This window comes from Kluyvera sp. CHPC 1.251 (assembly GCF_036759945.1).
Classification (GTDB): domain Bacteria; phylum Pseudomonadota; class Gammaproteobacteria; order Enterobacterales; family Enterobacteriaceae; genus Kluyvera; species Kluyvera sichuanensis.
Genome location: NZ_JAPKIC010000008.1, coordinates 79,253 through 105,929 on the forward strand (window position 1 = coordinate 79,253; position 26,677 = coordinate 105,929).

Genomic DNA, 26,677 nt, shown 5'->3' on the forward strand with positions numbered 1-26,677 from the left:
GCTGGCCCGATTTGTTTTGAGGGAAAGTGATGATGCGCAAAACGCTGCTGACGGCAGTTTTAACCTTCATGGCGATGTCCGCCCATGCTGACTACCAGTGCAGCGTAACCCCCCGCGATGATGTTGTGCTTAGCCCGAAAACCGTGCAGGTGAAAGGTGAAAATGGCAATCTGGTGATTACCCCAACCGGCGATGTGACCTACAACGGTAAGGTCTATACGCTGAGTGCCGCCCAGCGCGAGCAGGCGAAAGATTACCAGACCGAACTGCGCAGCGCGCTGCCGTGGATTGACGACGGAGCTCGTAGTCGCGTAGAAAAAGGTCGCGTAGCGCTGGATAAAATCATCGCCAAAGAAGTGGGCGAGAACAGTAATATGCGCGGGCGTTTGACCAAGCTCGACGCGCAGCTCAAAGCACAAATGAACCGTATTATTGAACACCGCACCGACGGTCTGACTTTCCACTATAAAGCTATCGATGAAGTTCGTGCCGATGGCCAACAGCTGGTGAATCAGGCGATGGGGGGTATTCTCCAGGACAGCATCAACGAAATGGGCGCCAAGGCCGTGCTGAAAGGCGGCGGTAACCCGCTTCAGGGCGTGCTGGGGAGTTTAGGCGGTCTGCAAACGGCCATTCAGAACGAATGGAAAAACCAGGAGGCTGATTTCCAGGCTTTCGGTAAAGACGTTTGTGGGCGCGTGGTGTCGCTGGAAGAGAGCCGTAAAGCGCTGGTTGGCACCCTGAAGTAATCTTTTCTTCACTGGCTGCCTGCTTTTCGCGGGTAGCCAGAATCAGATTTCGTTTATCCTTCTTCCCTTCGCAGATTCCGTATGATGCACCCTCACTCATAAAAAGGAATTTGCCGATGACACTCGCCTGGAAATGCGGGCTGCTCCTGCTAAGCAGTATCTCCCTTCATGCCTTCGCTGATGACAACACGCCTACTGATGAGGTCATTAAGCAGCAGTTTGCCGCGCAGTCCGGTGGTGAAATGCGCCTGGACGCGTTGACGCTTCGCCCGCTGGAATCGGTAGGCAATCGCGCTACCTATATGGTGGAGGGCGATATGACAGCAACCGATAACCTCTATAGCATGGTTGGCATGGCGGGGGATTACCTCTTCTACGAACGAACCTGGACCAAAGGCCTGCCGGTCAAGTTCTCGGCGATGATGACAGCAGTGGGAACCAAAGCGTCCGGTTGGAAAACTGAGTTTTTCTCCATGCAGATGGCGGCCAAAAACGCGGGCAGGCCATTTAAAGAGAAAGAGGATCTCTCAACGGTGCTGGTGGTTAACGACAGCGGCTATATGGCGCAGTTTGCCAAAATAGATGCGCAGTTTGCGGCCAGTAAGACAATCGTTCAGAAACAGCGTAAAGAATACGAGGCGCTACAGCAAAAGCTCGCTGCGCAAGATGAGAGAATCAAACGTGCATGGGGAACGGATGCAAACGGTAAGCCGCTCGATCGTGGAGCGGTTCAACGAGCGCAATTCCAACAGTTGGATGAACTTAACCGTAAAAACAACTTTGCCAAATTTGAGTCTCAGTATTATCTCAACGTTTATGAGCCTGCGCTGGCGGCCTGCCAGAAAAAACCAGGTTGTGATGCCGCTCCTATTCACGCAGCCCGCGAGGTTGCGCTAGAGAAAACAAAAGCAGAGTACTACCGCCAGCAGAACGAGATGCGGGACAAGCTGAATGCCGTCATAGCGGAAAAAGATAAACAACTGGCACCGCTGCAGAAAGAGCGTCAGGCGCTGTATGAACAGATGATGGGGGTGTCATTCAGTATTGATGACCTTGAGCGTAACTATACGATCTGGCAAGAAGGGACGGCGAAGTTGCGTAAAGAGGGCGTGATTCCGTAATACAAGATACAAGGGAGGCGAGCCTCCCTTTTACGAGCGTGAAACCTTACATCAGCCCCAGAATCTGCGGAATAAACAGGGAAATCTGCGGGATATAGGTAATCATCATCAGTGCAACCAGCAGAGCGAAGTAGAAGGGAAGCAGCGGCTTGATGAGCTGCTGAATTTTCACCCCTGAGATTGAGCAGCCGACAAACAGAGCGCTGCCTACCGGCGGCGTCAGCAAACCGATGCACAGGTTTGCCACCATCATGATCCCGAAATGTACCGGGTCCATCCCCAGATCCTGGGCGATCGGCAGGAAGATTGGCGTGAAGATCAGCACCGCAGGCGTCATGTCCATAAAGATACCGACGATCAGCAGCACGATGTTGATCAGCAGCAGAATGACCAGCGGGTTGTCTGAGATCCCCATCAACGTGTCACTGATCATATAAGGAATATCGGCGTTGGTCATTGCCCATGACATGCCGACGGAAAAGCCGATCAGCAGCAGAACGATGGAAGTGGTGACCACCGACTCAAGGATAAGCTTAGGCAGGTCGCGCCATTTCACCTCGCGGTAGATAAGCACTGACAGGATAAAGGTATAAACCACCGCAATGGCAGACGCTTCGGTGGCGGTGAAAATCCCGCCGAGAATACCACCCATCACGATAAAGACCAGCAGCAGGCTTGGCAGCGCGTCGAGGAAGGCTTTTGCCGCTTGCGCACAGGTTGGGCGCTCGGACACCGGATAGCCGCGGCGTTTGGCGATAATCGCGCAGACAATCATGATTGCCAGGCCCATCAAAATGCCGGGCAGGTAACCCGCCATAAACAACGAAGCGACGGAAACGCCGCCAGCGGTAAGGGAGAAAACAATGAGCACGTTCGACGGCGGGATCAGCAAGCCGGTGATGCAGGAAGAGACGTTAACCGCCGTAGAGAATGCCGGATCGTAGCCTTTTTTACTCTGGATCGGATGCAGTGTTCCGCCGACTGCCGCTGCCGCCGCAACTGCTGAACCCGAAATGGATCCAAACATCATATTGGCGAGTACGTTGACATGGCCCAGCGAGCCGGGTACGCGGCCAACCATCACCTGCGCGAGGTTGATTAACCGTATCGCAATGCCGCCGCTGTTCATCAGCGTACCGGCAAAAATAAAGAATGGGATCGCTAGCAGGGCGAAGTTATCGAGCCCGTTTGCCAGGCGTTGGGAAACGGTAATCACCGCGATATCCCATGGGAACATCAATAGCATGGAGGCGACGGTGGCAATACCGATGGAAAACGAAATCGGCACGCCGATAAACACCAGCACAAAGAAAGCGCCAAACAACGTTAAGGCAATATACCCGTCCATTAGCACGCTCCTTGCGCGGAATTTTTCAGGCTCAGTAAGCCGTTAACGATGAACCATAAGGCGTAAAACATCATGATGAGACCGGTTAATGGCAGGATCAGGTAGACGTAGCCCATCGGGATCTGCATCGCGGCAGATACTTGCGAGGTGGCGAGCGTTTTATCGATAAGCTTCAGGCCGCCGGTGACAATCACCGAACCGGCAAAGAGAAAAATCAGCAGATTAATGACGATACTGAGTAGCTTCTGTTTCTGCGGTTTCAGCGTCATCGCCAGTAAATCAATCGCCAGATGGCGCTGCGCGCCGACGGTATAGGCGGCCCCGAGCAGACCAACCCAGATCATCAGAAAGCGTGCCAGTTCGTCGGTGAGCGTGCTGGGCTGGCTTAACACATAGCGGCTAAAAACCTGCCAGACGACGCATATAACCAGCGCGATCATGACCGCGACGGAGAACGCGGCGATCGTGCGGTCCACCGCCTGTTTAGTGCGGGTAAAAATCATCGTTTATTATCCTGGTGAAGGCGGGCCAGGGGCTGGCCCGCGAAGGGATTATTCTGCGGCGGCTTCAAATTTGGCCAGCAGAGCGGCCTGTTTTGGGTCTTTGCTGAAATAATCAAACAGCGGCTGAACGGCGGCACGGAACGGCGCTTTGTCGACTTTGACGATCTCCCCGCCCATCGCTTTAGCCTGTGCGCGGGTGTCGGCATCGACCTGATCCCACAATTTCTGCTGATAGGCTTCTGAGGCTTTGGCTGCTTTAGCGAGAATCTGCTGCTGCTCCGGCGTCAGTTTGTCCCAGGTTTTTGTTGAAATCACCAGGAAGTCTGGAATGGAGGCATGCTCATCTTCAGAGAAGACTTTCGCAATTTCGATATGGCGCGTTTGTACCCACGACGGCACGTTATTTTCCGCACCATCGACGACACCTTGCTGCATGGCGGTATACACTTCGCCGAACGAAATAGGCGTTGGTGAACCACCCATTAACTCCACCATTTTAATCGTCGTTGGGCTGGCCTGAACGCGAATTTTCAGCCCTTTTAAATCTTCAGGTTTGGTAATAGGCTGTTTTGCGTAAAAACTACGGGTACCAGCAACATAAGCCGAAAGTGCAAAGAATCCTTTTTCCTTTGTGGACTCCATAATTTCTTTACCGACTTCGCCAAAGACAACCTTATTAAAGTGGGATTGGTCTTTAAACAGGAATGGCAGATTATAAATGGCGTATACGTTATCAAATGATTCCAGATCGCTGGCAGAGCCTTTAGTTAAATCCAGCGCCCCATTTTGCAACAGCTCCATGGTTTCACGCGCGCTGCCCATCTGGCTGCTTGGGTAGATGCGGAGCGTCATTTTGCCGTCAGACAGCTGCTTAACTTCTTTCGCCATTTCCTCGAAAGCCTGGTGAACAACGTGGCTGCGCTCGAGATTATGCGCGAGCTTAAGCGTCACTTTTTCTGCGGCGGTTGCCCCAGTGGAAAGTAACGCGAGCAGAGAAGCGCACATCAGCGTTTTGCTAAAAGAGAGAGGTTTCATTAATAGGCTCCATGCACATTAATTATCGTGGTTTATATCTGTAGGGATAGTCTGTATTTCTGTATGACATATTATCCTGGTTGTCAGACAACTTCACGATAACGCTCTCACATTTTTAACCTGGCTATACATTAAATGCGATTTTTGTGTGCTGGATTATATTTATTTAATATCCATTGCTGGTTATTAATATTTTATTGAAATATTTACGTGAAAATTATTCGTTAATATTAGTTTAGATAACTCGGAATAAGCGAGGAATATATTTGCCGTTATTAATAACGGCAAATATATAAGTTGCATTATTCGCTGAGGAATAATTCCAGCAGTGAATTCAAGAACAGCTTGCCGTGCTCGGTGATCTGCCAGTACGCCTCGCACTCGGTCAGGTAGTTCTGCGCCAGTGCTTCATCAAGCTGCGGGCGGATCACGCTTTCATCGAGGCCGGTGTAGGCGCTGAATTCCGCACGTGGTGCTGGCTCCAGCAGGCGAAAACGGTTCATAAAGAACTCGAACGGTTTGTCCGCGTTTTCGACGTCATGCTGACGTTCCAGATAGCGCCCTTCCATATAACCGCGCGGGTGGCGGGTCTTCGCCGTACGCAGAATGCGCCCATCCGGGAAGGTCACCTTACCGTGCGCGCCGCAGCCGATACCGAGATAGTCGCCAAAGCGCCAGTAGTTGAGGTTGTGCTGGCACTGGTAGCCCGGTTTGGCGTAAGCCGAGGTTTCATACTGCTGATAGCCTGCGGCGGTCAGAAGCTGGTGGCCCTGTTCGAAGATATCCCACAGCGAATCATCGTCCGGCAGCACCGGTGGGCGAGAACCGAACAGCGTATTAGGCTCAATGGTCAGCTGATACCAGGAGAGATGCGGCGGTGAAAGCTCAATCGCCTGACGCAGGTCGCTCAGCGCCTCTTCCAGCGATTGATCCGGCAACCCGTGCATCAGGTCGAGGTTGAAGCTGCGTAGCCCCAGCCCGCTCGCCAGACGCGCAGCGCGCTTCGCCTCTTCTGGCCCGTGAATACGTCCCAGCCGCTGCAGCTTGCTGTCGCTAAAGCTCTGCACGCCGATGGAGATGCGGTTCACCCCCGCACGCTGATACTCCACAAAGCGGTCTGCTTCTACGGTGCCGGGGTTGGCTTCCATCGTGATTTCCGCGTCGCTTGCCAGCTTCAGTCGCGCACGCACGCCGTCGAGCAAGGTTTGCATCGCCGGGCCTGAAAGCAGGCTCGGCGTACCGCCGCCGATAAAGATGGTCTTTACTTCACGTCCCTGCGCCCAGGCGACATCAGCATCCAAATCGCTCAGCAGATGCTGTACGTAGTCGTCGTGCGGCACTTCGCCCTTAAGCGCGTGCGAGTTAAAGTCGCAGTACGGGCATTTCTGCACGCACCACGGGATATGAATGTAGAGACTCAGCGGAGGCAGATTAACCATTGCGCATCGCTTCCAGTAACTGCTTCAGCGCCTGACCGCGGTGGGAGATGGCAATCTTCTCTTCGCGCGTGAGTTCGGCGGCGGTTTTGCCTTCCGACGGGACGAAGAAGATAGGATCGTAGCCAAAACCGCCTTCACCCGCTGGGGCGCGGGTAATGACGCCAGGCCAACGGCCGTGGCAGACCAGCGGCGTGGGATCTTCGGCGTGACGCAGGTACACCAGTACGCAGTGGAACTGTGCCTGACGCTGGTCGTCCGGAACGTCCTTCAGCGTCACCAGCAGCTTTTCGAGGTTCTGCTGGTCGGTCGCGTCCACGCCGGAATAGCGGGCGGAGTAGATACCTGGGGCGCCACCTAATACATCGACAGCCAGGCCGGAGTCGTCGGCAATTGCCGGTAAGCCGGTTACCTGAGCGGCATGGCGCGCTTTGAGGATCGCATTCTCAATAAAGGTCAGCCCGGTCTCCTCAGCGGATTCCACGCCAAGCTCGGTCTGGGCGACGATATCAAGACCAAAATCAGCGAGCAGCGAGGCGAGCTCGCGCACTTTACCGGCGTTACCGGTAGCGAGGACAACTTTTTGCATGGGATATCCTAATTTGTCAGGGCTGCAATGCCCGCAGGAATATGTTGCGGATGAATAATTTTAACCTGTTTATGCCGCCCCAGTTCGCCTTTCTCAACGATGACCTGGCTTTTGGCGACCTTAAACTGTTTGGCGAGATACTTAACCAGATGGGCATTAGCCTGCCCATCAACGGGTGGGGCGGTGATGGCGACTTTTAATTCGTCGCCATGCTCCCCGACAATCGCGTCACGGCTGGCCTTTGGCTGAATGTACAGCCGCAGAACCAGCCCGTCATCGCAGGGCGTGACGGCACTCATAGCGCCATCCACAGTCCTGGCAGCAGCATATTGCCGGTGGCCTGCAGGACTTCTGCGATGCCCATATTAATCACGTACAGCAGCAGAACCAGCACCATTGGAGAGAAGTCGATCCCCCCCATGGACGGCAGCAGGCGGCGGATTGGGCGCAGCAGCGGCTCAGCAAGCTGCATCAGCACGAATTCAACCGGGCTGCGACCCTGGCTGACCCAGCTCATGATAGCCATTAGCAGCAGTACCCAGAAGATCAGCAGGCCAATGGTCTTGAGCAGAATCAGTACCGCTGAGATCCAGATAATCGGCTGGAAGGTCACTACCATAAACAGCACGATAGCCTTGATAAAGCACAGGATAAACGCCAGCAGCAACGAAGAGCTGTCCAGCGGCCCCATTGGCGGAATAATACGGCGCAACGGCCCAACGATAGGCTGGGTTATCTTCACTACGAACTGAGAGAACGGGTTGTAGAAATCACAGCGCGCCCACTGCATCCAGACGCGCAGCAGTAGCACCATTGTGTACAGTTCGAGAACTGTAGCGAGCAGGAAGGTCAACGTCTTCATGGCGTTCCTTGAGGTTCCTTATTTTTTTGTGTAATCACGCGCACCGAAAATCGCGGTGCCAATGCGTACCATTGTACTACCCGCCGCGATGGCGGCTTCCATATCGTCAGACATGCCCAAAGATAATGTGTCGACGGTAGGGTAGTCTGCTTTCAACCGCGCAAAGGCGGCTGCCATCTGGTGAGCGACGGCAAACTGCCGATCGTACTCGGTTTCCGGGGCCGGAATAGCCATCAGGCCGCGCAGGCGGACATTTGGCAGCGCGGCAATGTCGGCGGCCAGGGCATCCAGCGCGTCCAGCGGAATGCCGGATTTACTCTGTTCATCGCTGATGTTGATTTGAATCAGCACGTTAAGCGGCGGCATCTCTGCCGGGCGCTGTTCGCTCAGCCTGGTGGCGATCTTCAGGCGATCGACGGTATGACACCAATCGAAATGCTCGGCAACCAGACGACTTTTGTTGGACTGCAACGGGCCGATAAAGTGCCATTGCAGTGAAGTAACGCCTTTTTCCCGAAAGTGGAGGATCTTTTCCACCCCTTCCTGAACATAGTTTTCGCCAAATGCCCGCTGCCCGGCAGCGACCGCTTCTTCGACGGCGCTCGCAGGTTTGGTTTTACTGACTGCAAGCAGCGTAACTTCTTCTGAATCACGGCCGCAACGTACTGCTGCCGCTGAGATTTTCTCCCTGACCTGTGCCAGGTTATGCGCAATATCGTTCATATGTGCTGGTGGGTCTATGGATATACAAGAAATGGTGTCGCTTAGTGTAAAGCATAACGTATCGGATCTACACCTATGTAGCAGCAGGACGGCACGCTGGCGCCAGGCCGGAAAGCTTTTGATCGCGCCGTTTTCCTCGCCGGACCCGCAAATGCTGCTGGCGAGCTGGCTCAATGAAGCGCAAACGCGCGAATGGCAGCAGCGGCATCAGCTGGATTTTGCGCTCTCGCTGACGGGTTGCCCGCGCCTGCGTGCCAGCGCCTTTACGCACAGCCAGGGCATCTCTCTGGTGCTGAGACTGCTTCCTGTCGCGTGTCCAACGCTTGCGGCGCTGCATACGCCGGTGGCGTTAGCGGAGCTGCTACGGGAAGAGAGCGGGCTTATCCTGGTGACGGGAGCGACGGGCAGCGGCAAATCGACTACCCTTGCGGCGATGGTTGATCACCTCAACCATCAACTTGAGGGGCATATTGTGACACTCGAAGACCCGGTGGAGTTTGTACACGAAAGCGCTAGCTGCTTAATTCATCAGCGCGAAGTCGGGGCTCACACGGCTTCATTTTCCGGGGCGCTACGGGCAGCGCTGCGTCAGGATCCTGACGTTATCCTGTTGGGTGAGCTGCGCGATAGCGACACTATTCGCCTTGCGCTGACGGCGGCAGAAACCGGGCACCTGGTGCTGGCAACCCTGCATACGCGGGGGGCGGCGCAGGCCATTGAACGCCTTATTGACGTTTTCCCCGCGCAGGAAAAAGATCCGGTGCGTCACCAACTGGCTAGCAGCTTGTGTGCGGTGCTGTCGCAAAAGCTACAGCCGGATAATCATGGCGGGCGGGTGGCCTTGTTTGAAATGCTGATCAACACCCCTGCCGTGAGTAACCTGATCCGCGAAGGGAAGACACACCAGCTGGCAGGGGTGATGCAGACCGGTCTCCAGAATGGGATGCAGACCTTCAGCCAGAGCTATCAGCAACGCGTGAAAGCCGGGATGCTATAACGTTGTGAAGGGAGTATACTTTTCACGCTGGCAATCGGCAGATAAATCGGCCTCGGCGCTGAAACATTTTCCCTACCACAATGTATACATTAATAATGTGATGTAATTCCTGTTTTTTAATAAGCGCATCTTAAGTGATTATATTTTAAATAGCATTTGTAAATATAATTATTTATCCTGTTGCGCTAATGTATTATTTTGTGGTTTCTACGTGATAATGCGCAAAACATTTTTATAACTTACTACGATTTTTATTCTAATAGAGTAATAATCTCTAAGCCATTAGGATGAGTTATTTGTAATGGTTCAATTACATTATGTTGCGTAGACTTACAAAAAAAGGTTGATATTCTTTTGACACTTCTTAGCTCTTCGTTCTATTCTATTTATGTAATTAGGACTAATCTTATGAAATATTATTTCACTTCGTGAGTAATCCTTATTATTAATGGTATTAGGTTTACCTTTGCTTTGACTTATAAAACACCATGATGGTGGAAATAGACTATGGAGAGTTTCAAAATGTTTGAAGTAACAGAGAGTGCATCTAATTCCCGCAAGATTATTCTTATCACCCATCCGTCAGTACAAGCCAACGCATTTGCCAACTACCTTGCTGAATTACTGTCAGTTTCTGTCGATGTACATAACATCAACAAACCGCTGATGCAGCGCCTGAGCAAAGGCACCGTGGTGTTGTTCGACATCGCTGTTTCTAACAAGAAGTTGAACGGTATCTGGCGCGATATTATTCGTACCCAGTTCGACTCTCCGCGCCTGCTTATTATTAACAGCGCACAGAAGTACGAATTATACGAAATGGCACAATGGCCAGCTTTGTACGGCGTTTTCCGTCACGACGACGAGGAATCGCGCTTAATTGAGGGCGTCAAAGCGGTCTTAAACGGCGAGCAGACGGCTGAATTGAGCGTGATGCACCCGGCAATGTATGCTGTTGAACATACAGAAGAAACTCATGATAGTGTTCCACTGACTGAACGTGAATGCGAAATTCTGAATGAATTACGCCACGGTGCGACCAATATGGATATTGCTCGCGCATTGTTCATCAGTGAAAATACCGTGCGTACGCACCTGTATAATGTTTTCCGCAAACTCAGCGTGAAAAACAGAACTCAGGCGGTAAGCTGGGCAAACGAAAATCTGCGTCACTAATATCCTGACATCAGATGGCCAATGCGTGGGCTGTGCGATGAGCCTCAGCCGCGTATCACAGGTCTGTTCCCGGGAATTGATTTCCCGGGGGCGGCCGCGCTAGAAACCCTGGTCGAAATAACTTTCCAGAATCACCACCGCAGACGCTGAGTCGACGCTACCTTTGTCCAGCGCGCGAAATCCCCCGTGTTCAAACAGCCCTGCACGAGCCTCAACGGTGCTTAATCTTTCATCATGCAGCGTAATCGCAACGCCAAAGCGGCCGTGGATTTTGTTGGCAAAATTACGCGCGCGGGCGGTCAGCGGCTGCTCGGTGCCGTCCATATTGAGCGGTAAACCAACGATTACCGTTTCCGGCTGCCACTCTTTCAGCAGGCGAGCAATCAGATTCCAGTCCGGCGTGCCGTCCTGCGCTTTCAGCGCGGCCAGAGGGCGCGCCGTTCCGGTAATGCGTTGACCAATGGCCACGCCGATGCTGCGCGTACCGAAATCAAAAGCCAGCAGTGTTCCACTACTCATTATGCGTGCCCCGCAGCGCCAGACATGGTCAGAATATTGATACCAATAAGCTTAGCCGCTTCTTTCCAGCGCTCGCCAATCGGCGTTTTAAACAGAATATTGAGATCCGCAGGCGCGGTCAGCCAGGCGTTATCGAGGATCTCTTGCTCTAGCTGTCCTTTCTCCCAGGAGGCATAGCCCAGCGCAACCAATACGTCATTCGGCTGACGGGCGGTACCTAGCGTTTCCAGTACGTCGCGAGAGGTGGTGACGATGGTGTTGTCGGAGATACGGATGCTTGAGGAGAACGACGCTGGCGGCGTGTGCAGAATAAAGCCGCGATCTTCGGCCAGCGGACCGCCCAGCATAACGGGCTTATCCAGCCGAATGGCGGGATCGCGCGGCTCAGCGGTGATCTTCAGCTTCTCGAGGATGCCGTCGATCTGCAAATTTTCCAGTGGTTTATTAATGATGATGCCCATCGCGCCATCGTCGTTGTATTCGCAGATGTAAACCACGGAACGGCGGAAGATAGGATCCTGAAGGGATGGCATAGCAATAAGGAAATGATGCTGTAAATTCATTATCAGAGGTTCTTGTCCTGTTTCAATACGCAGCAATGCCCAGTATGCGGGGAAAGTACACGGCTGTCACCAGGCTTGCCCGTTTACGGTGGGGGCGAAAAGCCTGATTGGCGGCGGGTTCCCTCCCGCCGTTTAAGGGCAATAGCTTATTTTTGCAGGCGTTTTTCAATCGCGTCCATCAGCATTCCGGTGATAGAAATCGGATATTCCGCTTCGATTTCGCGCACGCAGGTAGGGCTGGTGACGTTAATTTCCGTCAGACGATCGCCGATGATGTCGAGGCCAACGAAGATAAGCCCCTTGGCTTTCAGCGTCGGGCCAACTTTACGGGCGATGGCCCAGTCGCTTTCGCTCAGCGGACGTGGTTCACCACGACCACCGGCGGCCAGGTTGCCACGGGTTTCGCCGCCCTGTGGGATACGTGCCAGGCAGTAAGGCACCGGCTCGCCATCGATGACCAGCACGCGCTTATCGCCGTCTTTGATGGCTGGCAGATAGTTCTGCGCCATGCAGTAACGACTGCCCAGTTCGGTCAGGGTCTCGGCGATAACGCCAATGTTCGGATCCCCTTCCTTCACGCGGAAGATAGAGGCGCCGCCCATGCCGTCCAGCGGCTTCATGATGATGTCGCCGTGCTTTTCCCAGAACGCTTTCAACTGGGCTTTGTTACGGGTGACCAGCGTTTCTGGCGTCAGATCGGAGAACCAGGCGGTAAACAGCTTCTCGTTACAGTCGCGCAGGCTTTGCGGCTTGTTGACGATCAGCGTTCCTTTCTCTTCCGCACGCTCCAGAATGTAGGTGGCGTAGATAAATTCGGTGTCAAACGGCGGATCTTTACGCATCAGGATAACGTCGAGGTCGGCGAGTTTAATATCCTGCTCGCTGCCGAACTCGTACCATTTATCGTAGTTCTGCTCAACGCTCAGAAGACGCGTACGGGCGTGGGATTCGCCATTGATCAGATAAAGATCGTTCATCTCCATATAGTGGAGTTCATAGCCGCGACGCTGTGCTTCCAGCAGCATAGCGAAGCTGGTGTCTTTCTTGATGTTGATGCTTGCGATGGGATCCATCACGATGCCGAGCTTGATCATTATTGTTCTCCTTTAACCCAAGTCACCAAAGCGCACCTGCAGTGCGGTGATGGCGGTGAGTGCGGTAGTCTCTGTGCGCAAAACGCGAGGCCCCAACAGAATATCAGTAAACTGGTAGCGTGCGGTCATGGCAATTTCATCCGCCGACAGGCCGCCTTCCGGGCCAATCAGCAGGCGTACGCGCTCCACCGGCAACGGCAGCGTGTTGATGCTGGCGCTGGCGCGCGGATGCAGGTTGAGCTTCAGCGCATCATCCTGCTCGGCGCACCATGCCTCAACGTCCATCGCCGGGCGAATCTCCGGAACCTGGTTGCGACCACACTGCTCACAGGCGGCAATCGCGATTTTTTGCCACTGCTGAATCTTCTTATTCAGACGCTCGGCATCCAGTTTAACGCCGCAGCGCTCGGAAAAAAGTGGCGTAATGAGGCTTACACCCAGTTCAATCGATTTCTGGATGGTGAATTCCATTTTATCGCCGCGCGACATCACCTGGCCTAAGTGAATATGGATAGGGGATTCGCGATCGTCGAGGGTGCTGCTCTGGATTTCAACCGTCACATTCTTTTTACCGGCATCGGTGATAACGGCCTCAAAGACGTGATTGCTGCCGTCAAACAGCTGAATGGCCTGGCCTTTGCCCATACGCAAAACGCGCCCGACGTGGTTCGCCGCATCTTCGCAAAGGGCAACCTGCGTGCCGACGGTGAGTGATTCTGGGTGATAGATGCGAGGGATGCGCATAGTCTGAATTCCATCTGTGGCTACGCCCTCTCCGCCTGGGAGAGGGCAGGGCAAAATAACAATTGCCGCTAGTGTAGGTTAGCTCTTTTGCGCCTGGCAAGCCTGCAGCACATATGGATTATGGTTGCCCTGAATTTTGGCGATGCGCTGGTCGCGTTCGCACTCCCATTGGCTAACGGGATACATTTTGTCCCAGGCGTTGAAAAGCTGGGTTTGCTGGCGGGAGAGATTCAGCTGATAACGGTCGCGCATATAGAAGTAGATGCGGGCGATGGCGCCGCGTGAACGCTCCGGTGGTTCAGCGACTTTCTCTTTAAAGTCGACCTTCATCGCGCACTGGCCGTACTGACCTTCGCCGCCGTTCCACTGCCCGTACATAAAGTTGCCGCGATCGCCGTTCACCTCGCCGACGGCGGGCTGCAGGTTATGCATATCGCTTTCCATCTTACGGTATTCCGGATCTTTGGCGCAGTTCTTCCGGCCGCCATCCTGCCAGCACTGGCGCTGATGGCCAAACTGCCACGCTGGCACAACGTGCTCCCATTCGACGCGGCTGGCGCGATTCTCATTTTTACGCACTTTATAGCCGCAGGATTCCAGATCGATAACGCCTTTCTTACCCTGCCAGTTAATTTTACAGCCGCAGTAGAAATCGCCGGGAACGTCGCTATTCACTTTTACGCCCGCGCTTTTCGCCTGGGAAAAACTGTTAATACCTTCAGCGAGCGCCTGCCCAGAGAGAGCCGCCGCGACAAACGCCACGGCAAAAGACAAATTACGGTACATCACGAACTCCATCTCAAAACGAGCCCGCAACGTAACGAATGTGGTTGTCAGATGCAATCAGCCAGGTCAGAAAACTTCCAGATATTTCCGTTAGTTACATTTCGGCAACTAATGGTTCGCCACAGTAGACGCAGCGGTAGGTGGCTTCACCGCGCACCACGCGGTTATGGCGGCGAACGGTAAGCTGGTGCTGCTGGCAGCGGCAGCGATAGGGGAAGGTATTTTTGCGTACGGACTCCAGCTCGAACTGATGAGTACGCCGCGCCGGAACGCCGAGCACGTTCTCCATCATCCACTTCCACTCTTTGCCGTGCGGCGCGACGCGGCCAAAGTGTTTCCAGACCAGCAGGTGCGCCAGCTCGTGCGGCACCACTTCATCAATAAACGCCTGCTGATTTTCCTGTAACAACACGGGATTGAGGCGAATTTCATACTGCTGAAGCCAGGCGGTACCGGCAGAGGTGCCGCGCTGCTGATAGACCAGCTTTGGTTCAGGGTAGTTACGCCCCAGCGCCAGGTTGGCCTGAGCGAGTTTTTCCCGCAGGCTGCGCATGACGTTTTGCTGGACGGCGATAGGAATTCGAGGGGTTTTCATAACGGCTGAGGATAGAGCGTGAAGCGGGGTGGTGCAAGAGGAAGCTTCCTCCCAGGCGGGAGGAAGCGGGATGACGGTTAGTCGCGAGCGCCAATTTCACGCAGCGGACGGCCCTGCATCAGGTTACGTTCAATGTGTTCCAGAGAGACGTTTTTGGTTTCCGGAATCAGCCACAGGGTCAGGAAGATGAACAGTACGTTCAGACCACCGTATACCCAGAAGGTATTGGCGCTGCCGAGTGAGTTCAGCATGGTCAGGAAGGTTGCCCCGACGATCATGTTCGCAATCCAGTTGGTGGCGGTAGAGCAGGTGATACCGAAATCACGGCCTTTCAGCGGCTGGATTTCAGAGCACAGTACCCAAATCAGCGGACCGGCGCTCATGGCGAAGCCAACGATAAACATCAGCAGCATCAGCACGGCGAAGTACTGGGCAACGGCGGAGTGGATACCGATGTGCATCATGGAACCCAGCACGCCCATACCAACGGCCATGACGATAAAGCCGAGGATAAGGGTAGGTTTACGGCCCCAGCGGTCAACCAGACCAATTGCGATAAAGGTCGCCAGTACGTTGGTCAGGCCAACGATAACGGTCCCCCACATCTGTTCGGTAGTGTTGGTGTAGCCCGCCAGTTCGAAGATTTTTGGTGCGTAATACATGATGACGTTCATGCCGGTGAACTGTTGCATGACCTGCAGCAGCACGCCGAGGAACACCGCGCGACGGAAGTTGCTGTTCTCTTTGAACAGTGCCCAGCCGCTCTGTTTCACCTTCAGGCTTTCACGGATTTCATCCAGCTCGCGTTTGGCTTCTGCGCTGGTATCACGCAGACGCATCAGCACGCGCTCGGCATCGTTAAAGCGACGCTTAGCGGCAAACCAGCGCGGGCTGTCCGGCAGGAAGAATACGCCAATCAGCAGCAGGACCGCTGGAATGATGATAACGCCCAGCATCCAGCGCCATGCGCCGCTATAGCTAAAGGCGGTATCGGACAGGTACGCACCGAGAATACCGATGGTAATCATCAACTGGTACATGGAAATCATACTGCCGCGGATTTTCTCCGGCGCGATTTCAGACAGGTACAGCGGGGCGGTGTAGGAGGCCACACCGACAGCCAGACCCAGCAACACGCGGGAAAGTAGCAGTATTTCTACGTTTGGCGCGGCGGCGGAGAACAGGGAACCGGCGACGAACAGGATCGCACCAATCATCAGGCTTTTCTTACGGCCCAGCTTGAAGGAGAGCCAGCCGCTGCCGACTGCCCCGACTGCTGCGCCGAACATCATGGAACTGACCACCCACTCCTGCGTATGCGGGCTGAGCTGGAAATCGGTGGTAATAAAGGGCAGTGCACCGGCAATAACGCCGATATCAAGGCCAAACAGCAGTCCGGCCAGCGCCGCTAAGAAGCAGACAAAGAAGGTCATTGTCTTGTTCGAGCGACCCTGTTTTTTATTGTTAGGCATGATGCTCTCCAATTGAGTCATTGATTCTATCGATGCTTAGGGTAGGAGAGTATGTCGTAAAAAAATGTGATTACAATCACGACTGTGTAATCGGTTACACTGGTTGGTAAGTTACTACCTGGTTAAATGTCAATTTAATCATGACGTTAATTGCGTTTCAGATAAATTAAAAAGATCGATTATGAGACTTTACTGAAACATGAAGCATTATTATGAAAAGCTGTTTCATGGTGCTAATGCAGGCCTTGTATAGCAAGGTGGTATTAATGTAATCGCTTTCACTAAATTGTGTGGAACTGTAAATTGTTACGTAAAAGAGATGAATACTGTAGTACCGGTATTTCCCCGGCTTACAACGGGCATAAAAAAAGCCAGCACAAGGCTGGCTTTCATCAAAACGGCTAAACCTTATTTCAGGCCAGCGGCTTCGCGCAGCTGAGCTGCTTTGTCGGTTTTTTCCCATGGGAAGGTTTCGCGACCGAAGTGACCGTAAGCTGCCGTCTCTTTGTAGATCGGGTGCAGCAGGTCCAGCATCTGGATCAGGCCGTATGGACGCAGGTCGAAGAACTCGCGAACCAGACCAATCAGCTGTTCAGCAGGCACTTTCTCGGTACCGAAGGTTTCCACCATGATGGAAGTCGGTTCAGCCACGCCGATAGCGTAGGAAACCTGAATTTCACAGCGGTCAGCCAGGCCTGCGGCAACGATGTTTTTCGCCACATAGCGCGCTGCGTAGGCTGCAGAACGGTCAACTTTAGAAGGATCTTTACCGGAGAATGCACCGCCACCGTGACGAGCCATGCCGCCGTAGGTATCCACGATGATTTTACGACCGGTCAGGCCACAGTCACCCATTGGGCCGCCGATAACGAAACGACCGGTTGGGTTGATAAAGAATTTGGTTGATGTGTTCAGCCACTCGGTAGGCAGAACCGGCTTGATGATCTCTTCCATCACGGCTTCCTGCAGTGATTTCTGATCGATGCTGTCGGCGTGCTGAGTAGACAGAACGACCGCATCGATACCCACAACTTTACCGTCGTCGTACTGGAAGGTGACCTGGCTTTTTGCATCCGGACGCAGCCAAGGCAGGGTGCCATTTTTACGCACTTCAGCCTGACGCTGCACCAGACGGTGTGCGTAGGTGATTGGCGCTGGCATCAGCACGTCAGTTTCGTTGGTGGCGTAACCAAACATCAGACCCTGGTCGCCCGCGCCCTGTTCCAGCGGATCGGCACGGTCAACGCCCTGGTTGATGTCCGGAGACTGCTTACCGATAGCGCTCAGTACGGCACAAGAATTGGCATCAAAGCCCATATCAGAATGCACATAGCCAATTTCGCGAACGGTATTACGGGTGATCTCTTCGATATCAACCCATGCGCTGGTGGTGATTTCACCACCGACCAGCACCATACCGGTTTTGACGTAGGTTTCACACGCTACGCGCGCTTTCGGATCCTGTTCAAGGATGGCGTCCAGCACGGCGTCGGAAATTTGGTCAGCGATTTTGTCAGGATGCCCTTCAGATACAGACTCGGACGTAAAAAGGTGTTTTGCCATATTTAATATCACCCAATGAGAATTTGGTTAGCTCAAACTGTTGTTTTGAATAATCACGATGGAAGATTATACCACGGACTTAATGGTTGCCGTCACTGGCAGTCTGAGTGTTAATCGGTATAGATGGATTAACATCTGGACGGCTATTTTAGGTCAGTTCTTCACCTCATTGCCAGTTTTTTTTGAGATAGCTCGCATTCTGCTGCAACTGAGATTGGAAATTTTTCCTGACACCGGCGGCAAGCTGCACATTTATATTTTGCATTTTAGGTGGGTTATCGGTATAAAACGCCGCGCGCGGCTCATACAAAAAAGCACACGTCATTTTTCGTGTTGCCACTTCCAGCCGGGCTAAGACTTTTTGCTTTGGCTTGAGGTTCGTCTTTCGGGGCGGCCGTGGAGGTGATACGAGATAATGAACCGTTGTATTCTGCTGATTCTACCGTGCCGTCCTGGCGCGACTATGTTCCCCGCAACCCCCCATTCTGCTTTGCATACCAGCCGATGTTATACCCATTTCGGCGCTACTCAGGACTCCCGAGCCGGTAGGTAACGGAACACTGAACAAGGGCGCTCTTGTCACAACAAGAGTTTTCTCGTGGTTTCTCTGAACCGTCATAATGTGTTCAGGTGCTTGTTTTATAATGATATGAATAAGAAACCGGTCGCACAGTCGGAGCGTCAGCATGTTCTGCTGCCTATTCAGGCTGTATATGGGTTGTTATCGCAACGTCACGCTGCGATAGTAGTTAACTGTTTTACACTTGTTATAAATAATTGAGGTTCGCTATGTCTGACGACATTTCATTCGATTCGCATTCGTCAGCAGGCGAACGCGGTGTACTACGTTCCATGCAGGAGGTTGCGATGAGCTCCCAGGAAGCCAGCAAAATGCTACGCACATACAACATTGCCTGGTGGGGCAATAACTACTACGACGTCAACGAGCTTGGCCACATCAGCGTCTGCCCAGACCCGGATGTACCGGAAGCACGCGTTGACCTCGCCGAGTTGGTAAAAGCCCGTGAAGCACAGGGGCAACGTCTGCCTGCGCTGTTCTGCTTCCCGCAGATCCTGCAGCATCGTCTGCGTTCGATTAACGCGGCGTTCAAACGCGCGCGTGAATCTTACGGCTACAACGGCGACTACTTCCTGGTTTACCCCATCAAAGTAAACCAGCATCGCCGCGTGATTGAGTCGTTGATCCACTCCGGCGAACCGCTGGGGCTGGAAGCCGGTTCCAAAGCTGAACTGATGGCCGTGCTGGCGCACGCGGGCATGACCCGTAGCGTGATCGTCTGCAACGGCTATAAAGATCGCGAATACATTCGTCTGGCGCTGGTCGGTGAGAAGATGGGCCACAAGGTCTATCTGGTTATCGAAAAGATGTCCGAAATTGCCATCGTGCTGGAAGAAGCCGAGCGCCTGAACGTGGTGCCACGCCTTGGCGTGCGTGCGCGTCTGGCCTCTCAGGGCTCCGGTAAATGGCAGTCTTCTGGCGGTGAAAAATCCAAATTCGGCCTGGCGGCAAACCAGGTTCTGCAACTGGTGGAAATCCTGCGTGAGCGCGGTCGTCTGGACAGCATCCAGCTGCTGCACTTCCACCTCGGTTCGCAGATGGCGAACATTCGCGATATCGCTACCGGCGTGCGTGAATCCGCCCGTTTCTACGTTGAGCTGCACAAGCTTGGCGTGAACATTCAGTGCTTCGACGTGGGCGGTGGCCTGGGCGTGGACTACGAAGGTACCCGCTCGCAGTCTGACTGCTCCGTGAACTACGGTCTGAACGAATACGCCAACAACATCATCTGGGCGATTGGCGATGCGTGTGAAGAGCACGGCCTGCCGCACCCGACGGTGATTACCGAGTCCGGTCGTGCGGTGACCGCGCACCATACGGTGCTGGTATCTAACATTATCGGCGTTGAGCGTAGCGAACATACCGAAGCGACCCCGCCTGCTGACGATGCGCCACGCGCGCTGCAAAGCATGTGGGAAACCTGGCAAGAGATGCACGAGCCGGGCAACCGCCGCTCGCTGCGCGAATGGCTGCACGACAGCCAGATGGACCTGCATGATATTCACGTCGGCTACTCTTCAGGCTCCTTTAGCCTGCACGAGCGCGCGTGGGCCGAGCAGCTCTACCTGAACATGTGTCACGAAGTGCAGAAACAGCTCGACCCGAGCAACCGCGCGCACCGTCCGATTATCGACGAGCTGCAGGAGCGTATGGCGGATAAGATTTACGTCAACTTCTCGCTGTTCCAGTCGATGCCGGACGCGTGGGGTATCGATCAGCTGTTCCCGGTGATGCCACTGGAAGGGCTGAACCAGGTGCCAGAGCGCCGCGCGGTGCTGCTGGATATCACCTGCGACTCCGATGGTGCTATCGACCACTACGTCGACGGTGACGGGATCGCGACCACTATGCCGATGCCGGAATACGACCCGGAGAACCCGCCGATGCTGGGCTTCTTTATGGTAGGGGCGTATCAGGAGATCCTTGGCAACATGCACAACCTGTTCGGTGATACCGAAGCGGTTGACGTGTTTGTCTTCCCTGACGGCAGCGTGGAAGTTGAGCTGTCCGATGAAGGCGATACGGTGGCGGACATGCTGCAATACGTGCAGCTGGATCCAAACACTCTGCTGACGCAGTTCCGTGACCAGGTGAAAAACACCGATCTCGACGCCGAGCTGCAGCAGCAGTTCCTGGAAGAGTTTGAAGCCGGTCTGTACGGCTATACTTATCTGGAAGACGAGTAAATTTACGGGGCCCCCTTACCCTAACCCTCTCCCCAAAGGGGCGAGGGAACCGAGCGGTGCGGTCTGCCGTTCCCCCTCTCCCTCTGGGAGAGGGCCGTGGTGAGGGGACAAGCCGCACGATAGTCGACAGGCTTGAATCCGTACAAATTAACGGCGATAATTTGCCGCAAATATGCAGTTACCAAATCAATCCCTTCCTCGTCGGGCCTAACGACGCGGAGGGGATTTTTTTTACAGTGATTTTAAAAGAGGTCAGCACATGAGCACCTTAGGTCATCAATACGATAACTCCCTGGTTTCCAACGCGTTTGGTTTCCTTCGTCTGCCGATGAACTTCATGCCGTACGACAGCGACGCGGATTGGGTCATTACTGGCGTACCGTTTGATATGGCGACCTCAGGTCGCGCCGGTGGTCGCCACGGCCCGGCGGCCATTCGTCAGGTTTCTACCAACCTGGCCTGGGAACACAACCGCTTCCCGTGGAACTTCGACATGCGCGAACGCCTGAACGTCGTGGACTGCGGTGACCTGGTTTACGCTTTCGGCGATGCCCGTGAGATGAGTGAAAAGCTGCAGGCGCACGCGGAAAAACTGCTGGCGGCCGGTAAACGCATGCTCTCCTTCGGCGGCGACCACTTCGTCACGCTGCCGTTGCTGCGCGCGCACGCGAAGCATTTTGGCAAAATGGCGCTGGTGCACTTCGATGCCCACACCGATACCTACGCCAACGGCTGTGAGTTTGACCACGGCACCATGTTCTTCACCGCGCCGAACGAAGGTCTGATCGACCCGAACCATTCCGTACAGATTGGTATCCGTACCGAGTTCGACAAAGACAACGGCTTCACCGTGCTGGACGCCGGTCAGGTGAACGATCGTACCGTGGACGACATCATCGCGCAGGTTAAGCAGATCGTTGGCGATATGCCGGTCTACCTGACCTTTGACATCGACTGCCTGGATCCGGCATTTGCACCGGGTACCGGTACGCCAGTTATCGGCGGTCTGACTTCCGATCGCGCCATTAAACTGGTGCGCGGCCTGAAGGATCTGAACATCGTCGGGATGGACGTGGTTGAAGTGGCTCCGGCCTATGACCAGTCCGAGATCACCGCACTGGCGGCGGCGACCCTGGCGCTGGAAATGCTGTACATCCAGGCGGCGAAAAAAGGCGAATAAGCGTTAAACGCCCACTGCTGCTGCGCGACGCATGCGCAGCAGCAGCACTCCTCCGGCAAGTAGCGTCACCATCTGCGATGCCACCAGAACGGAAAACCCCGAGCTAACCGATCCCACCGACTTCATCACGATACCCATCAGCAGCGGAATAAACGCCGCACAGATATTACCAATACCGTTAATGATCCCATAGGCGCTCCCTACCGCCTCACGCGCGGCGTAATGCTGCACGACGGCAGGAATTGCCGCCCCCTGTAATCCCCAGAAGACGTTTGCCGATAGCATAAACAGCGCCAGCCAGGCTGGCTGGTGGCTGAGCATCAGTGCCAGCACGGAGAGTGCGGTCAACAGTCCGCCGATGACAAACAGCACCGGCGCTTGTTCCGGGCGCATTTTGTCGAGCAGCACGCCGCCGAGGAATTTGGAGCCGAGGCTCAGTAAGAACGGAATGGCGGCCAGAAAACCGGTGGCATGCAGTGAAAAATGGTGCTCATCGCGTAGCCAGGCGGGAAGCCAGGCGCTGCTGCCCCACAGATAACTGAGGGTGGCAATCTCGACCAGCAGGATCCAGCCAAGCAGGGGCGTTCTTAAAGCCAGAGTAAATGTCTCTTTGATACCCGGCTTTGTTCGCGTTGTCACGGCACGTGGTGCCGGAAGAAAACGCCAGATGAGCCCGCCGCCCAGCACCAGATTGAGTATCGCCAGCGCGTAAAAAGAGCCCATCCAGCCTAGAGTTGCCATCAGCCAGGTGACCAGCGGAAAGCCCACCGCCAGCCCTAGCGAAACCCCCAATGCGGTAACGGCATTGGGTTTGCCAATTTCATCAGCGTTAAAGTTATCGCTGATGAAACGAGTCTTGAGCGAGAACAGCGGCCCTTCGGCAATGCCCAGAATTACCCTCGCAATCAACATGCCCATCAATGAGCCGAGCAGCGGTGACACGGCGCACACCACCGCCCAAACGGCGATGCTGCCCAGCAGCCCCTGCCGGTAATGCCAACGGCTTTCAATAACTGGAGTTAATAGTAAGGCGGATAATCCATAACCCAGAAGAAAGAATGTCATTAACATTCCTTGCAACATTCTGTTTTCATTTAACTGAAAATGAGCGGCAAAATCAGGGTTAAGAATCATCACCGAGATATTTACGCGATCAACGTAAGAAATAATTATTAACAACAGTATTGCGATTGTTCCTTGCCATCTTGCCGTCATCACTTCCGCCTTAATAGATTTTTAAGTTTATATTTTTATCCGTGAAACTATCACGTAGCTAAAATGGTTCATATATGAAACACATTGTATTTTAAGGATAAAATAACAATGTGTTTCACTGGTGAAACAATAAGATTGTCTCGGCATATAATTTTTTAGAGGGCAGTTACATCAAAAGTCAATATCTTTTATTAAAAATAACAGGCCATCAATAAAATGTATTTATCACTTGCCTGATGATGAAGATTTCATATAGCTGCATTTTTTCGTGATCGTTTGCACACTTAGCTAATTAAATACCTATTGATTAACAAATTCGTCACATTGACGCTTGACGAAACATTCATCGCTTTTATATTGACCGTATTAAATAAGAAACAGAGTTTCATATATGAAACAAAAGCCTGGAGGATCGCGATGAGCTGGATAGGCGTGTGTGATGCAGAGCAAGTGCAGGAAGATTTCCCTTTTAGCGGCAACGTCGAAGGTAAAGAGATCGGCGTTTATTTGATTGACGGTGAGTACTACGCACTGGAAGACGTATGCCCGCATGCCTATGCGCTGTTGAGCCAGGGTTTTGTCGAGGACGGCAAAGTGGAGTGCCCGCTGCACGAGGCGGTTTTTGATGTCAAAACCGGGCAATGCCTGCATGGCCCTGGCGGCCGTAACCTCAATCGCTACCCGGTTCGGGTATTTGAAAACCAAATCCAGATTACGTTTATCGAGGAGACCGTGGCATGAGTGACACCCTGGACTTTAACCCCGCGCTGCCGGAAAGCCGTCAGTTTGCCCCACCGGCAGAAGGGGGAAACGGCGCCATCCATAAACCGGGCGACTACAGCAATCTGATTTGGCAGACCCGCAGCCGTATTCCAGAAAACTGGGAGTTGAAGCTTATCGCCACGCTGGAAGAACTGTTCGAGCAAGGGGCTGAAACGCTGACTGAGCTGGTGAACGGGCTTAACGCCATCAAAATGCACGACCAGCAGGGCGAGCCGTGGAGCGACGCCAGCTTTGAAGCATTCTTACAGGTTAACGGCTACTGAGGGCCAGATGATGACGACAACCGTACAACATTATCTCGACAAAGGCCTGCGCGGCCTTTGGTATCCGGTACTGTCCAGTTGGGAAGTGCAGTCCGCTCCGGTGGGGATCACCCGCCTTGGCGAGCAGATTGTGGTCTGGCGTAACAAGGACGGTCAGGTCCAGGCGCTGGAAGACCGTTGTCCGCACCGCGGTGCGCGTCTGTCGATGGGCTGGAACCTCGGCGACCGCATTGCCTGTTGGTATCACGGCGTGGAAGTCGCTGGCAACGGCGAAGTGAAAGATGTCCCTGCCGTCGATAAATGCCCGCTGGTCGGTCAGCAGTGCGTGCGCAGTTACAACGTGCAGGAAGCACACGGCGCCATTTTCCTGTGGTTCGGCGTCACCGCCGACCAGCAGCCGGATGAATTAAGCTTCCCGGCTGAGCTGGCCGATACCGAAAACTATAGCAACTTCCTGTGCACCGCCGCGTGGAAGTGCAACTACCAGTACGCGCTGGAAAACGTCATGGACCCGATGCATGGCACCTACCTTCACTCGTCATCGCACTCGATGGCAGAAGGCGACCGCAAGGCGGACATGGTGCTGCAGCCGACCAAAACGGGCTTTGTTTTTGAGAAAAAAGGCCAGACCGGCGTCAACTTCGACTGGGTTGAGCTTGGCAACAGCGGCGCGCTGTGGATGCGTCTTTCTATTCCTTATAAGAAGCGTTTTGGGCCGGGTGGTCACTTCTTTATCGTCGGCATGGTCGTGCCGGAAGACAACGATAACTGCCGCGTCTTCTTCTGGCGTATCCGTCGTGTGCAAGGCTGGCAGCGTGATATGTGGCGCTTCATGTACCGCAATCGTCTGGAAAAACTGCACTGGGAAGTGCTCGAGCAGGACCGGGTGGTACTGGAGTGCATGGCGCCGGATGCACGCGATCATGAGTATCTTTACCAGCATGACGTTGGCCTTTCCCGTTTGCGTCGCATGATGCAAAAAGCGGCGAAAGAGCAGTTGGCCGTTCGCGAGCAGCAGCAGGGAGCGGCCTGATGAATGGCCTGCTGAACGGTAAGCGTATTGTCGTTACCGGTGCTGCGCGTGGGCTGGGTTATCACTTCGCTCAGGCCTGCGCCGAGCAAGGTGCGGCGGTGGTCATGTGCGACATCCTTGAAGGCGAACTGGCCGAAAGCGCCCACCGCCTGAGCGAACAGGGCTACGCGATCGAATCACACGTTATTGATCTGGCGAATGCCGAGTCAATCGACACGGTATTCAGCGCCGTTGGCGCGGCGGGGCCAATCGATGGTCTGGTGAACAACGCGGCGATGGCCACCGGCGTCGGCGGGAAAAACATGATCGACTACGATCCGGATCTTTGGGATCGCGTCATGACCGTTAACGTGAAGGGCACCTGGCTTGTGACCCGTGCGGCGGTGCCGCTGCTGCGTGAAGGGGCGGGGATCGTCAACGTCGCGTCCGATACGGCGCTGTGGGGCGCGCCGCGGCTGATGGCTTACGTCGCCAGCAAAGGCGCGGTGATTGCGATGACCCGCTCTATGGCCCGTGAACTGGGTGAAAAACGGATTCGTATTAATGCGATTGCACCGGGACTGACGCGCGTCGAGGCGACGGAATACGTTCCAGCGGAGCGCCATCAGCTGTATGAAAACGGTCGTGCGCTGACCGGCGCACAGCAGCCGGAAGATGTCACCGGCAGCGTGGTATGGCTGCTCAGCGATCTGTCGCGGTTTATTACCGGACAACTGGTGCCGGTCAACGGCGGCTTTGTCTTTAACTGAATGTCGGAGTCGAGATGGCAGACGGTCAGGAAGTGAAATATCTGGTACCGGGGCTCGAGCGTGGATTGCAGTTGCTGCTGGCCTTCGGCGAGCAGCATCGCGAAATGACGTTTGCCGAGCTACACCGGCTGGTGGATATGCCAAAGGCAACCGCCTATCGGGTGGTGCAGACGCTTGAATACATGGGGTTTCTGGAGCGCAATACTCGCACCAATACCTTCTCGCTGGGCATGAACGTGTTGCGTCTGGGCTTTGAATATATCGCGTCGCTGGATGTGGCGCAGGTGGGGCAGCCGGTGATTGAGCAACTGCGTGATACCAGCCAGTGCAGCAGTCATCTGGCGATCCGCGACGGGCGCGACATTATCTATATTGCCCGCGTCAGCGCCGCCGGTTCGCGTATCAACCAGGTGAGCATCGGTACCCGTTTGCCAGTCCACTGTACCTCACTGGGCCGTATGCTGTTGACCGACCTGAGCCGCGCTGATTTTGAACAGTTGTTCCCGAACGAGCGTTTGCCGGGCAATACGCCGGGCCAGCTGCAGGAGCGGGAAGCGTTATGGCAGATGGTGCAGCAGGATAAAGCGCGTGGCTACGTTATCGGTGAGTCGTTCTTCCGCCACGGTATCTCTTCCATCGTCTATCCGGTGTACGACCGCAGCGGCAAAGTGGCTGCGGTGGTGAGTATCCTGGTGCCATCGGAAGAGATCCCACAAAGCGATCGCGAGCGGCTGCAAAGCGAGGTAAGCCTGGCGGCGGATAAAATTTCCGGCTTCTTGGGGTATCTCTCTAAAGCGAGCTAAATCAAGTAAT

Annotated in this window: 30 protein-coding genes; 13 read left to right on the forward strand and 17 right to left on the reverse strand. The window is 54.2% G+C overall.

The window, feature by feature from the left end; translation table 11 throughout:
* Positions 1 to 29 precede the first annotated feature (29 nt).
* Positions 30 to 749, forward strand: coding sequence for a DUF2884 domain-containing protein (locus V6940_RS16080; protein ID WP_333496520.1), 720 nt, complete (start codon positions 30 to 32; stop codon positions 747 to 749).
* Between the two features lie 116 nt (positions 750 to 865).
* Positions 866 to 1,870: a DUF1202 family protein gene (locus V6940_RS16085; RefSeq protein ID WP_333496521.1), complete on the forward strand. Its 1,005-nt coding sequence runs from the start codon at positions 866 to 868 to the stop codon at positions 1,868 to 1,870.
* Positions 1,871 to 1,916: 46 nt separating this feature from the next.
* Here V6940_RS16085 and V6940_RS16090 read toward each other — a convergent pair whose 3' ends face one another.
* The 8 genes from V6940_RS16090 to V6940_RS16125 form a co-directional block, all read right to left on the reverse strand.
* The gene (locus V6940_RS16090) at positions 1,917 to 3,218 is read right to left on the reverse strand and encodes a TRAP transporter large permease (RefSeq protein ID WP_333496522.1); all 1,302 of its coding nucleotides are present in this window, start codon (positions 3,216 to 3,218) and stop codon (positions 1,917 to 1,919) included.
* Positions 3,218 to 3,721 carry a TRAP transporter small permease gene (locus tag V6940_RS16095; protein WP_185668327.1) on the reverse strand — a complete coding sequence of 168 codons (504 nt, stop codon included), beginning with the start codon at positions 3,719 to 3,721 and terminating at the stop codon, positions 3,218 to 3,220. The genes V6940_RS16090 and V6940_RS16095 overlap by 1 nt, the downstream gene beginning before the upstream one ends.
* A 48-nt stretch (positions 3,722 to 3,769) precedes the next feature.
* A complete protein-coding gene (locus V6940_RS16100) occupies positions 3,770 to 4,756 on the reverse strand; it encodes a TRAP transporter substrate-binding protein (protein ID WP_333496523.1) in 987 nt (328 codons plus the stop codon).
* 302 nt (positions 4,757 to 5,058) lie between these two features.
* The gene (gene hemW / locus V6940_RS16105) at positions 5,059 to 6,195 is read right to left on the reverse strand and encodes a radical SAM family heme chaperone HemW (RefSeq protein WP_185668325.1); all 1,137 of its coding nucleotides are present in this window, start codon (positions 6,193 to 6,195) and stop codon (positions 5,059 to 5,061) included.
* Positions 6,188 to 6,781 (reverse strand): XTP/dITP diphosphatase, encoded by a 594-nt coding sequence (locus tag V6940_RS16110; protein ID WP_185668324.1) that lies wholly within the window; start codon positions 6,779 to 6,781, stop codon positions 6,188 to 6,190. The genes hemW and V6940_RS16110 overlap by 8 nt, the downstream gene beginning before the upstream one ends.
* Positions 6,782 to 6,789: 8 nt before the next feature.
* Positions 6,790 to 7,080 (reverse strand): DUF167 family protein YggU, encoded by a 291-nt coding sequence (gene yggU, locus V6940_RS16115; RefSeq protein WP_185668323.1) that lies wholly within the window; start codon positions 7,078 to 7,080, stop codon positions 6,790 to 6,792.
* Entirely contained in the window at positions 7,077 to 7,643 is a 567-nt protein-coding gene (locus V6940_RS16120; protein WP_220439532.1) for a YggT family protein, read from the reverse strand. Before V6940_RS16120 ends, yggU begins: the two co-directional genes overlap by 4 nt.
* 18 nt (positions 7,644 to 7,661) lie before the next feature.
* The gene (locus tag V6940_RS16125; RefSeq protein WP_333496524.1) at positions 7,662 to 8,366 is read right to left on the reverse strand and encodes a YggS family pyridoxal phosphate-dependent enzyme; all 705 of its coding nucleotides are present in this window, start codon (positions 8,364 to 8,366) and stop codon (positions 7,662 to 7,664) included.
* Between the two features lie 16 nt (positions 8,367 to 8,382).
* On the opposite strand from V6940_RS16125, the gene V6940_RS16130 reads away from it, so the two are divergent.
* Together V6940_RS16130 and V6940_RS16135 are read left to right on the forward strand one after the other, a co-directional pair.
* On the forward strand, positions 8,383 to 9,363 hold the full coding sequence (locus tag V6940_RS16130; RefSeq protein ID WP_333496525.1) for a type IV pilus twitching motility protein PilT: 981 nt from the start codon (positions 8,383 to 8,385) through the stop codon (positions 9,361 to 9,363).
* A 522-nt stretch (positions 9,364 to 9,885) separates the two neighbouring features.
* Positions 9,886 to 10,539, forward strand: coding sequence for a LuxR C-terminal-related transcriptional regulator (locus tag V6940_RS16135; protein ID WP_185668417.1), 654 nt, complete (start codon positions 9,886 to 9,888; stop codon positions 10,537 to 10,539).
* A 99-nt stretch (positions 10,540 to 10,638) separates the two neighbouring features.
* On the opposite strand, the gene ruvX is transcribed toward V6940_RS16135, so the two are convergent.
* From ruvX to metK, 8 genes are all read right to left on the reverse strand, one after another.
* Positions 10,639 to 11,058: a Holliday junction resolvase RuvX gene (gene ruvX, locus V6940_RS16140; protein ID WP_035892025.1), complete on the reverse strand. Its 420-nt coding sequence runs from the start codon at positions 11,056 to 11,058 to the stop codon at positions 10,639 to 10,641.
* Positions 11,058 to 11,621, reverse strand: a complete 564-nt coding sequence (locus V6940_RS16145) for a YqgE/AlgH family protein (protein WP_333496526.1) — start codon at positions 11,619 to 11,621, stop codon at positions 11,058 to 11,060. The genes ruvX and V6940_RS16145 overlap by 1 nt, the downstream gene beginning before the upstream one ends.
* Positions 11,622 to 11,767: 146 nt before the next feature.
* Entirely contained in the window at positions 11,768 to 12,715 is a 948-nt protein-coding gene (gene gshB / locus V6940_RS16150) for a glutathione synthase (RefSeq protein ID WP_035892023.1), read from the reverse strand.
* Positions 12,716 to 12,727: 12 nt separating this feature from the next.
* A complete protein-coding gene (rsmE, locus tag V6940_RS16155; protein WP_185668318.1) occupies positions 12,728 to 13,459 on the reverse strand; it encodes a 16S rRNA (uracil(1498)-N(3))-methyltransferase in 732 nt (243 codons plus the stop codon).
* A gap of 78 nt (positions 13,460 to 13,537) precedes the next feature.
* On the reverse strand, positions 13,538 to 14,245 hold the full coding sequence (gene endA / locus V6940_RS16160) for a deoxyribonuclease I (protein WP_333496527.1): 708 nt from the start codon (positions 14,243 to 14,245) through the stop codon (positions 13,538 to 13,540).
* Positions 14,246 to 14,339: 94 nt separating this feature from the next.
* Positions 14,340 to 14,840, reverse strand: coding sequence for a SprT family zinc-dependent metalloprotease (locus V6940_RS16165; RefSeq protein WP_333496528.1), 501 nt, complete (start codon positions 14,838 to 14,840; stop codon positions 14,340 to 14,342).
* A 77-nt stretch (positions 14,841 to 14,917) separates the two neighbouring features.
* A complete protein-coding gene (locus V6940_RS16170) occupies positions 14,918 to 16,312 on the reverse strand; it encodes a sugar porter family MFS transporter (protein ID WP_185668316.1) in 1,395 nt (464 codons plus the stop codon).
* 408 nt (positions 16,313 to 16,720) lie between these two features.
* Complete coding sequence (gene metK, locus V6940_RS16175) at positions 16,721 to 17,875, reverse strand: methionine adenosyltransferase (protein ID WP_333496529.1); 1,155 nt, start codon at positions 17,873 to 17,875, stop codon at positions 16,721 to 16,723.
* A gap of 415 nt (positions 17,876 to 18,290) precedes the next feature.
* On the opposite strand from metK, the gene V6940_RS22780 reads away from it, so the two are divergent.
* From V6940_RS22780 to speB, 4 genes are all read left to right on the forward strand, one after another.
* A complete protein-coding gene (locus V6940_RS22780) occupies positions 18,291 to 18,428 on the forward strand; it encodes a hypothetical protein (RefSeq protein WP_438268713.1) in 138 nt (45 codons plus the stop codon).
* Between the two features lie 96 nt (positions 18,429 to 18,524).
* Positions 18,525 to 18,656: an acid stress response protein YqgB gene (gene yqgB, locus V6940_RS16180; RefSeq protein ID WP_333496530.1), complete on the forward strand. Its 132-nt coding sequence runs from the start codon at positions 18,525 to 18,527 to the stop codon at positions 18,654 to 18,656.
* Positions 18,657 to 18,664: 8 nt separating this feature from the next.
* Positions 18,665 to 20,641, forward strand: coding sequence for a biosynthetic arginine decarboxylase (gene speA / locus V6940_RS16185; RefSeq protein WP_185668312.1), 1,977 nt, complete (start codon positions 18,665 to 18,667; stop codon positions 20,639 to 20,641).
* A 259-nt stretch (positions 20,642 to 20,900) separates the two neighbouring features.
* Positions 20,901 to 21,821 (forward strand): agmatinase, encoded by a 921-nt coding sequence (gene speB / locus V6940_RS16190; protein WP_123652553.1) that lies wholly within the window; start codon positions 20,901 to 20,903, stop codon positions 21,819 to 21,821.
* A 3-nt stretch (positions 21,822 to 21,824) separates the two neighbouring features.
* Here speB and V6940_RS16195 read toward each other — a convergent pair whose 3' ends face one another.
* Positions 21,825 to 23,036 (reverse strand): MFS transporter, encoded by a 1,212-nt coding sequence (locus tag V6940_RS16195; protein ID WP_333496531.1) that lies wholly within the window; start codon positions 23,034 to 23,036, stop codon positions 21,825 to 21,827.
* 417 nt (positions 23,037 to 23,453) lie between these two features.
* Here V6940_RS16195 and V6940_RS16200 point away from each other — a divergent pair, with 417 nt between their 5' ends.
* Genes V6940_RS16200 through V6940_RS16220 form a run of 5 tightly spaced genes read left to right on the forward strand, consistent with a single transcriptional unit; the run spans position 23,454 to position 26,667 of the window.
* On the forward strand, positions 23,454 to 23,777 hold the full coding sequence (locus V6940_RS16200; protein WP_035892012.1) for a Rieske (2Fe-2S) protein: 324 nt from the start codon (positions 23,454 to 23,456) through the stop codon (positions 23,775 to 23,777).
* Positions 23,774 to 24,082 (forward strand): recombinase-like helix-turn-helix domain-containing protein, encoded by a 309-nt coding sequence (locus tag V6940_RS16205; protein WP_270503472.1) that lies wholly within the window; start codon positions 23,774 to 23,776, stop codon positions 24,080 to 24,082. The genes V6940_RS16200 and V6940_RS16205 overlap by 4 nt, the downstream gene beginning before the upstream one ends.
* Positions 24,083 to 24,092: 10 nt before the next feature.
* Positions 24,093 to 25,115: an aromatic ring-hydroxylating oxygenase subunit alpha gene (locus V6940_RS16210; protein ID WP_035892010.1), complete on the forward strand. Its 1,023-nt coding sequence runs from the start codon at positions 24,093 to 24,095 to the stop codon at positions 25,113 to 25,115.
* Positions 25,115 to 25,864: an SDR family oxidoreductase gene (locus tag V6940_RS16215; RefSeq protein WP_333496532.1), complete on the forward strand. Its 750-nt coding sequence runs from the start codon at positions 25,115 to 25,117 to the stop codon at positions 25,862 to 25,864. The genes V6940_RS16210 and V6940_RS16215 overlap by 1 nt, the downstream gene beginning before the upstream one ends.
* Before the next feature lie 14 nt (positions 25,865 to 25,878).
* The gene (locus tag V6940_RS16220; RefSeq protein WP_333496533.1) at positions 25,879 to 26,667 is read left to right on the forward strand and encodes an IclR family transcriptional regulator; all 789 of its coding nucleotides are present in this window, start codon (positions 25,879 to 25,881) and stop codon (positions 26,665 to 26,667) included.
* Positions 26,668 to 26,677 lie beyond the last annotated feature (10 nt).

What these genes read in the sequence shown, in the direction of transcription:
- V6940_RS16080 (WP_333496520.1), top strand. Translation starts at nt 30, where the DNA reads ATGATGCGCAAAACGCTGCTGACGGCAGTTTTAACCTTCATGGCGATG.
- V6940_RS16085 (WP_333496521.1), top strand. Translation starts at nt 866, where the DNA reads ATGACACTCGCCTGGAAATGCGGGCTGCTCCTGCTAAGCAGTATCTCC.
- V6940_RS16090 (WP_333496522.1), bottom strand. Translation starts at nt 3,218, where the DNA reads ATGGACGGGTATATTGCCTTAACGTTGTTTGGCGCTTTCTTTGTGCTG.
- V6940_RS16095 (WP_185668327.1), bottom strand. Translation starts at nt 3,721, where the DNA reads ATGATTTTTACCCGCACTAAACAGGCGGTGGACCGCACGATCGCCGCG.
- V6940_RS16100 (WP_333496523.1), bottom strand. Translation starts at nt 4,756, where the DNA reads ATGAAACCTCTCTCTTTTAGCAAAACGCTGATGTGCGCTTCTCTGCTC.
- hemW (WP_185668325.1), bottom strand. Translation starts at nt 6,195, where the DNA reads ATGGTTAATCTGCCTCCGCTGAGTCTCTACATTCATATCCCGTGGTGC.
- V6940_RS16110 (WP_185668324.1), bottom strand. Translation starts at nt 6,781, where the DNA reads ATGCAAAAAGTTGTCCTCGCTACCGGTAACGCCGGTAAAGTGCGCGAG.
- yggU (WP_185668323.1), bottom strand. Translation starts at nt 7,080, where the DNA reads ATGAGTGCCGTCACGCCCTGCGATGACGGGCTGGTTCTGCGGCTGTAC.
- V6940_RS16120 (WP_220439532.1), bottom strand. Translation starts at nt 7,643, where the DNA reads ATGAAGACGTTGACCTTCCTGCTCGCTACAGTTCTCGAACTGTACACA.
- V6940_RS16125 (WP_333496524.1), bottom strand. Translation starts at nt 8,366, where the DNA reads ATGAACGATATTGCGCATAACCTGGCACAGGTCAGGGAGAAAATCTCA.
- V6940_RS16130 (WP_333496525.1), top strand. Translation starts at nt 8,383, where the DNA reads ATGGATATACAAGAAATGGTGTCGCTTAGTGTAAAGCATAACGTATCG.
- V6940_RS16135 (WP_185668417.1), top strand. Translation starts at nt 9,886, where the DNA reads ATGTTTGAAGTAACAGAGAGTGCATCTAATTCCCGCAAGATTATTCTT.
- ruvX (WP_035892025.1), bottom strand. Translation starts at nt 11,058, where the DNA reads ATGAGTAGTGGAACACTGCTGGCTTTTGATTTCGGTACGCGCAGCATC.
- V6940_RS16145 (WP_333496526.1), bottom strand. Translation starts at nt 11,621, where the DNA reads ATGAATTTACAGCATCATTTCCTTATTGCTATGCCATCCCTTCAGGAT.
- gshB (WP_035892023.1), bottom strand. Translation starts at nt 12,715, where the DNA reads ATGATCAAGCTCGGCATCGTGATGGATCCCATCGCAAGCATCAACATC.
- rsmE (WP_185668318.1), bottom strand. Translation starts at nt 13,459, where the DNA reads ATGCGCATCCCTCGCATCTATCACCCAGAATCACTCACCGTCGGCACG.
- endA (WP_333496527.1), bottom strand. Translation starts at nt 14,245, where the DNA reads ATGTACCGTAATTTGTCTTTTGCCGTGGCGTTTGTCGCGGCGGCTCTC.
- V6940_RS16165 (WP_333496528.1), bottom strand. Translation starts at nt 14,840, where the DNA reads ATGAAAACCCCTCGAATTCCTATCGCCGTCCAGCAAAACGTCATGCGC.
- V6940_RS16170 (WP_185668316.1), bottom strand. Translation starts at nt 16,312, where the DNA reads ATGCCTAACAATAAAAAACAGGGTCGCTCGAACAAGACAATGACCTTC.
- metK (WP_333496529.1), bottom strand. Translation starts at nt 17,875, where the DNA reads ATGGCAAAACACCTTTTTACGTCCGAGTCTGTATCTGAAGGGCATCCT.
- V6940_RS22780 (WP_438268713.1), top strand. Translation starts at nt 18,291, where the DNA reads ATGAACCGTTGTATTCTGCTGATTCTACCGTGCCGTCCTGGCGCGACT.
- yqgB (WP_333496530.1), top strand. Translation starts at nt 18,525, where the DNA reads ATGAATAAGAAACCGGTCGCACAGTCGGAGCGTCAGCATGTTCTGCTG.
- speA (WP_185668312.1), top strand. Translation starts at nt 18,665, where the DNA reads ATGTCTGACGACATTTCATTCGATTCGCATTCGTCAGCAGGCGAACGC.
- speB (WP_123652553.1), top strand. Translation starts at nt 20,901, where the DNA reads ATGAGCACCTTAGGTCATCAATACGATAACTCCCTGGTTTCCAACGCG.
- V6940_RS16195 (WP_333496531.1), bottom strand. Translation starts at nt 23,036, where the DNA reads ATGACGGCAAGATGGCAAGGAACAATCGCAATACTGTTGTTAATAATT.
- V6940_RS16200 (WP_035892012.1), top strand. Translation starts at nt 23,454, where the DNA reads ATGAGCTGGATAGGCGTGTGTGATGCAGAGCAAGTGCAGGAAGATTTC.
- V6940_RS16205 (WP_270503472.1), top strand. Translation starts at nt 23,774, where the DNA reads ATGAGTGACACCCTGGACTTTAACCCCGCGCTGCCGGAAAGCCGTCAG.
- V6940_RS16210 (WP_035892010.1), top strand. Translation starts at nt 24,093, where the DNA reads ATGACGACAACCGTACAACATTATCTCGACAAAGGCCTGCGCGGCCTT.
- V6940_RS16215 (WP_333496532.1), top strand. Translation starts at nt 25,115, where the DNA reads ATGAATGGCCTGCTGAACGGTAAGCGTATTGTCGTTACCGGTGCTGCG.
- V6940_RS16220 (WP_333496533.1), top strand. Translation starts at nt 25,879, where the DNA reads ATGGCAGACGGTCAGGAAGTGAAATATCTGGTACCGGGGCTCGAGCGT.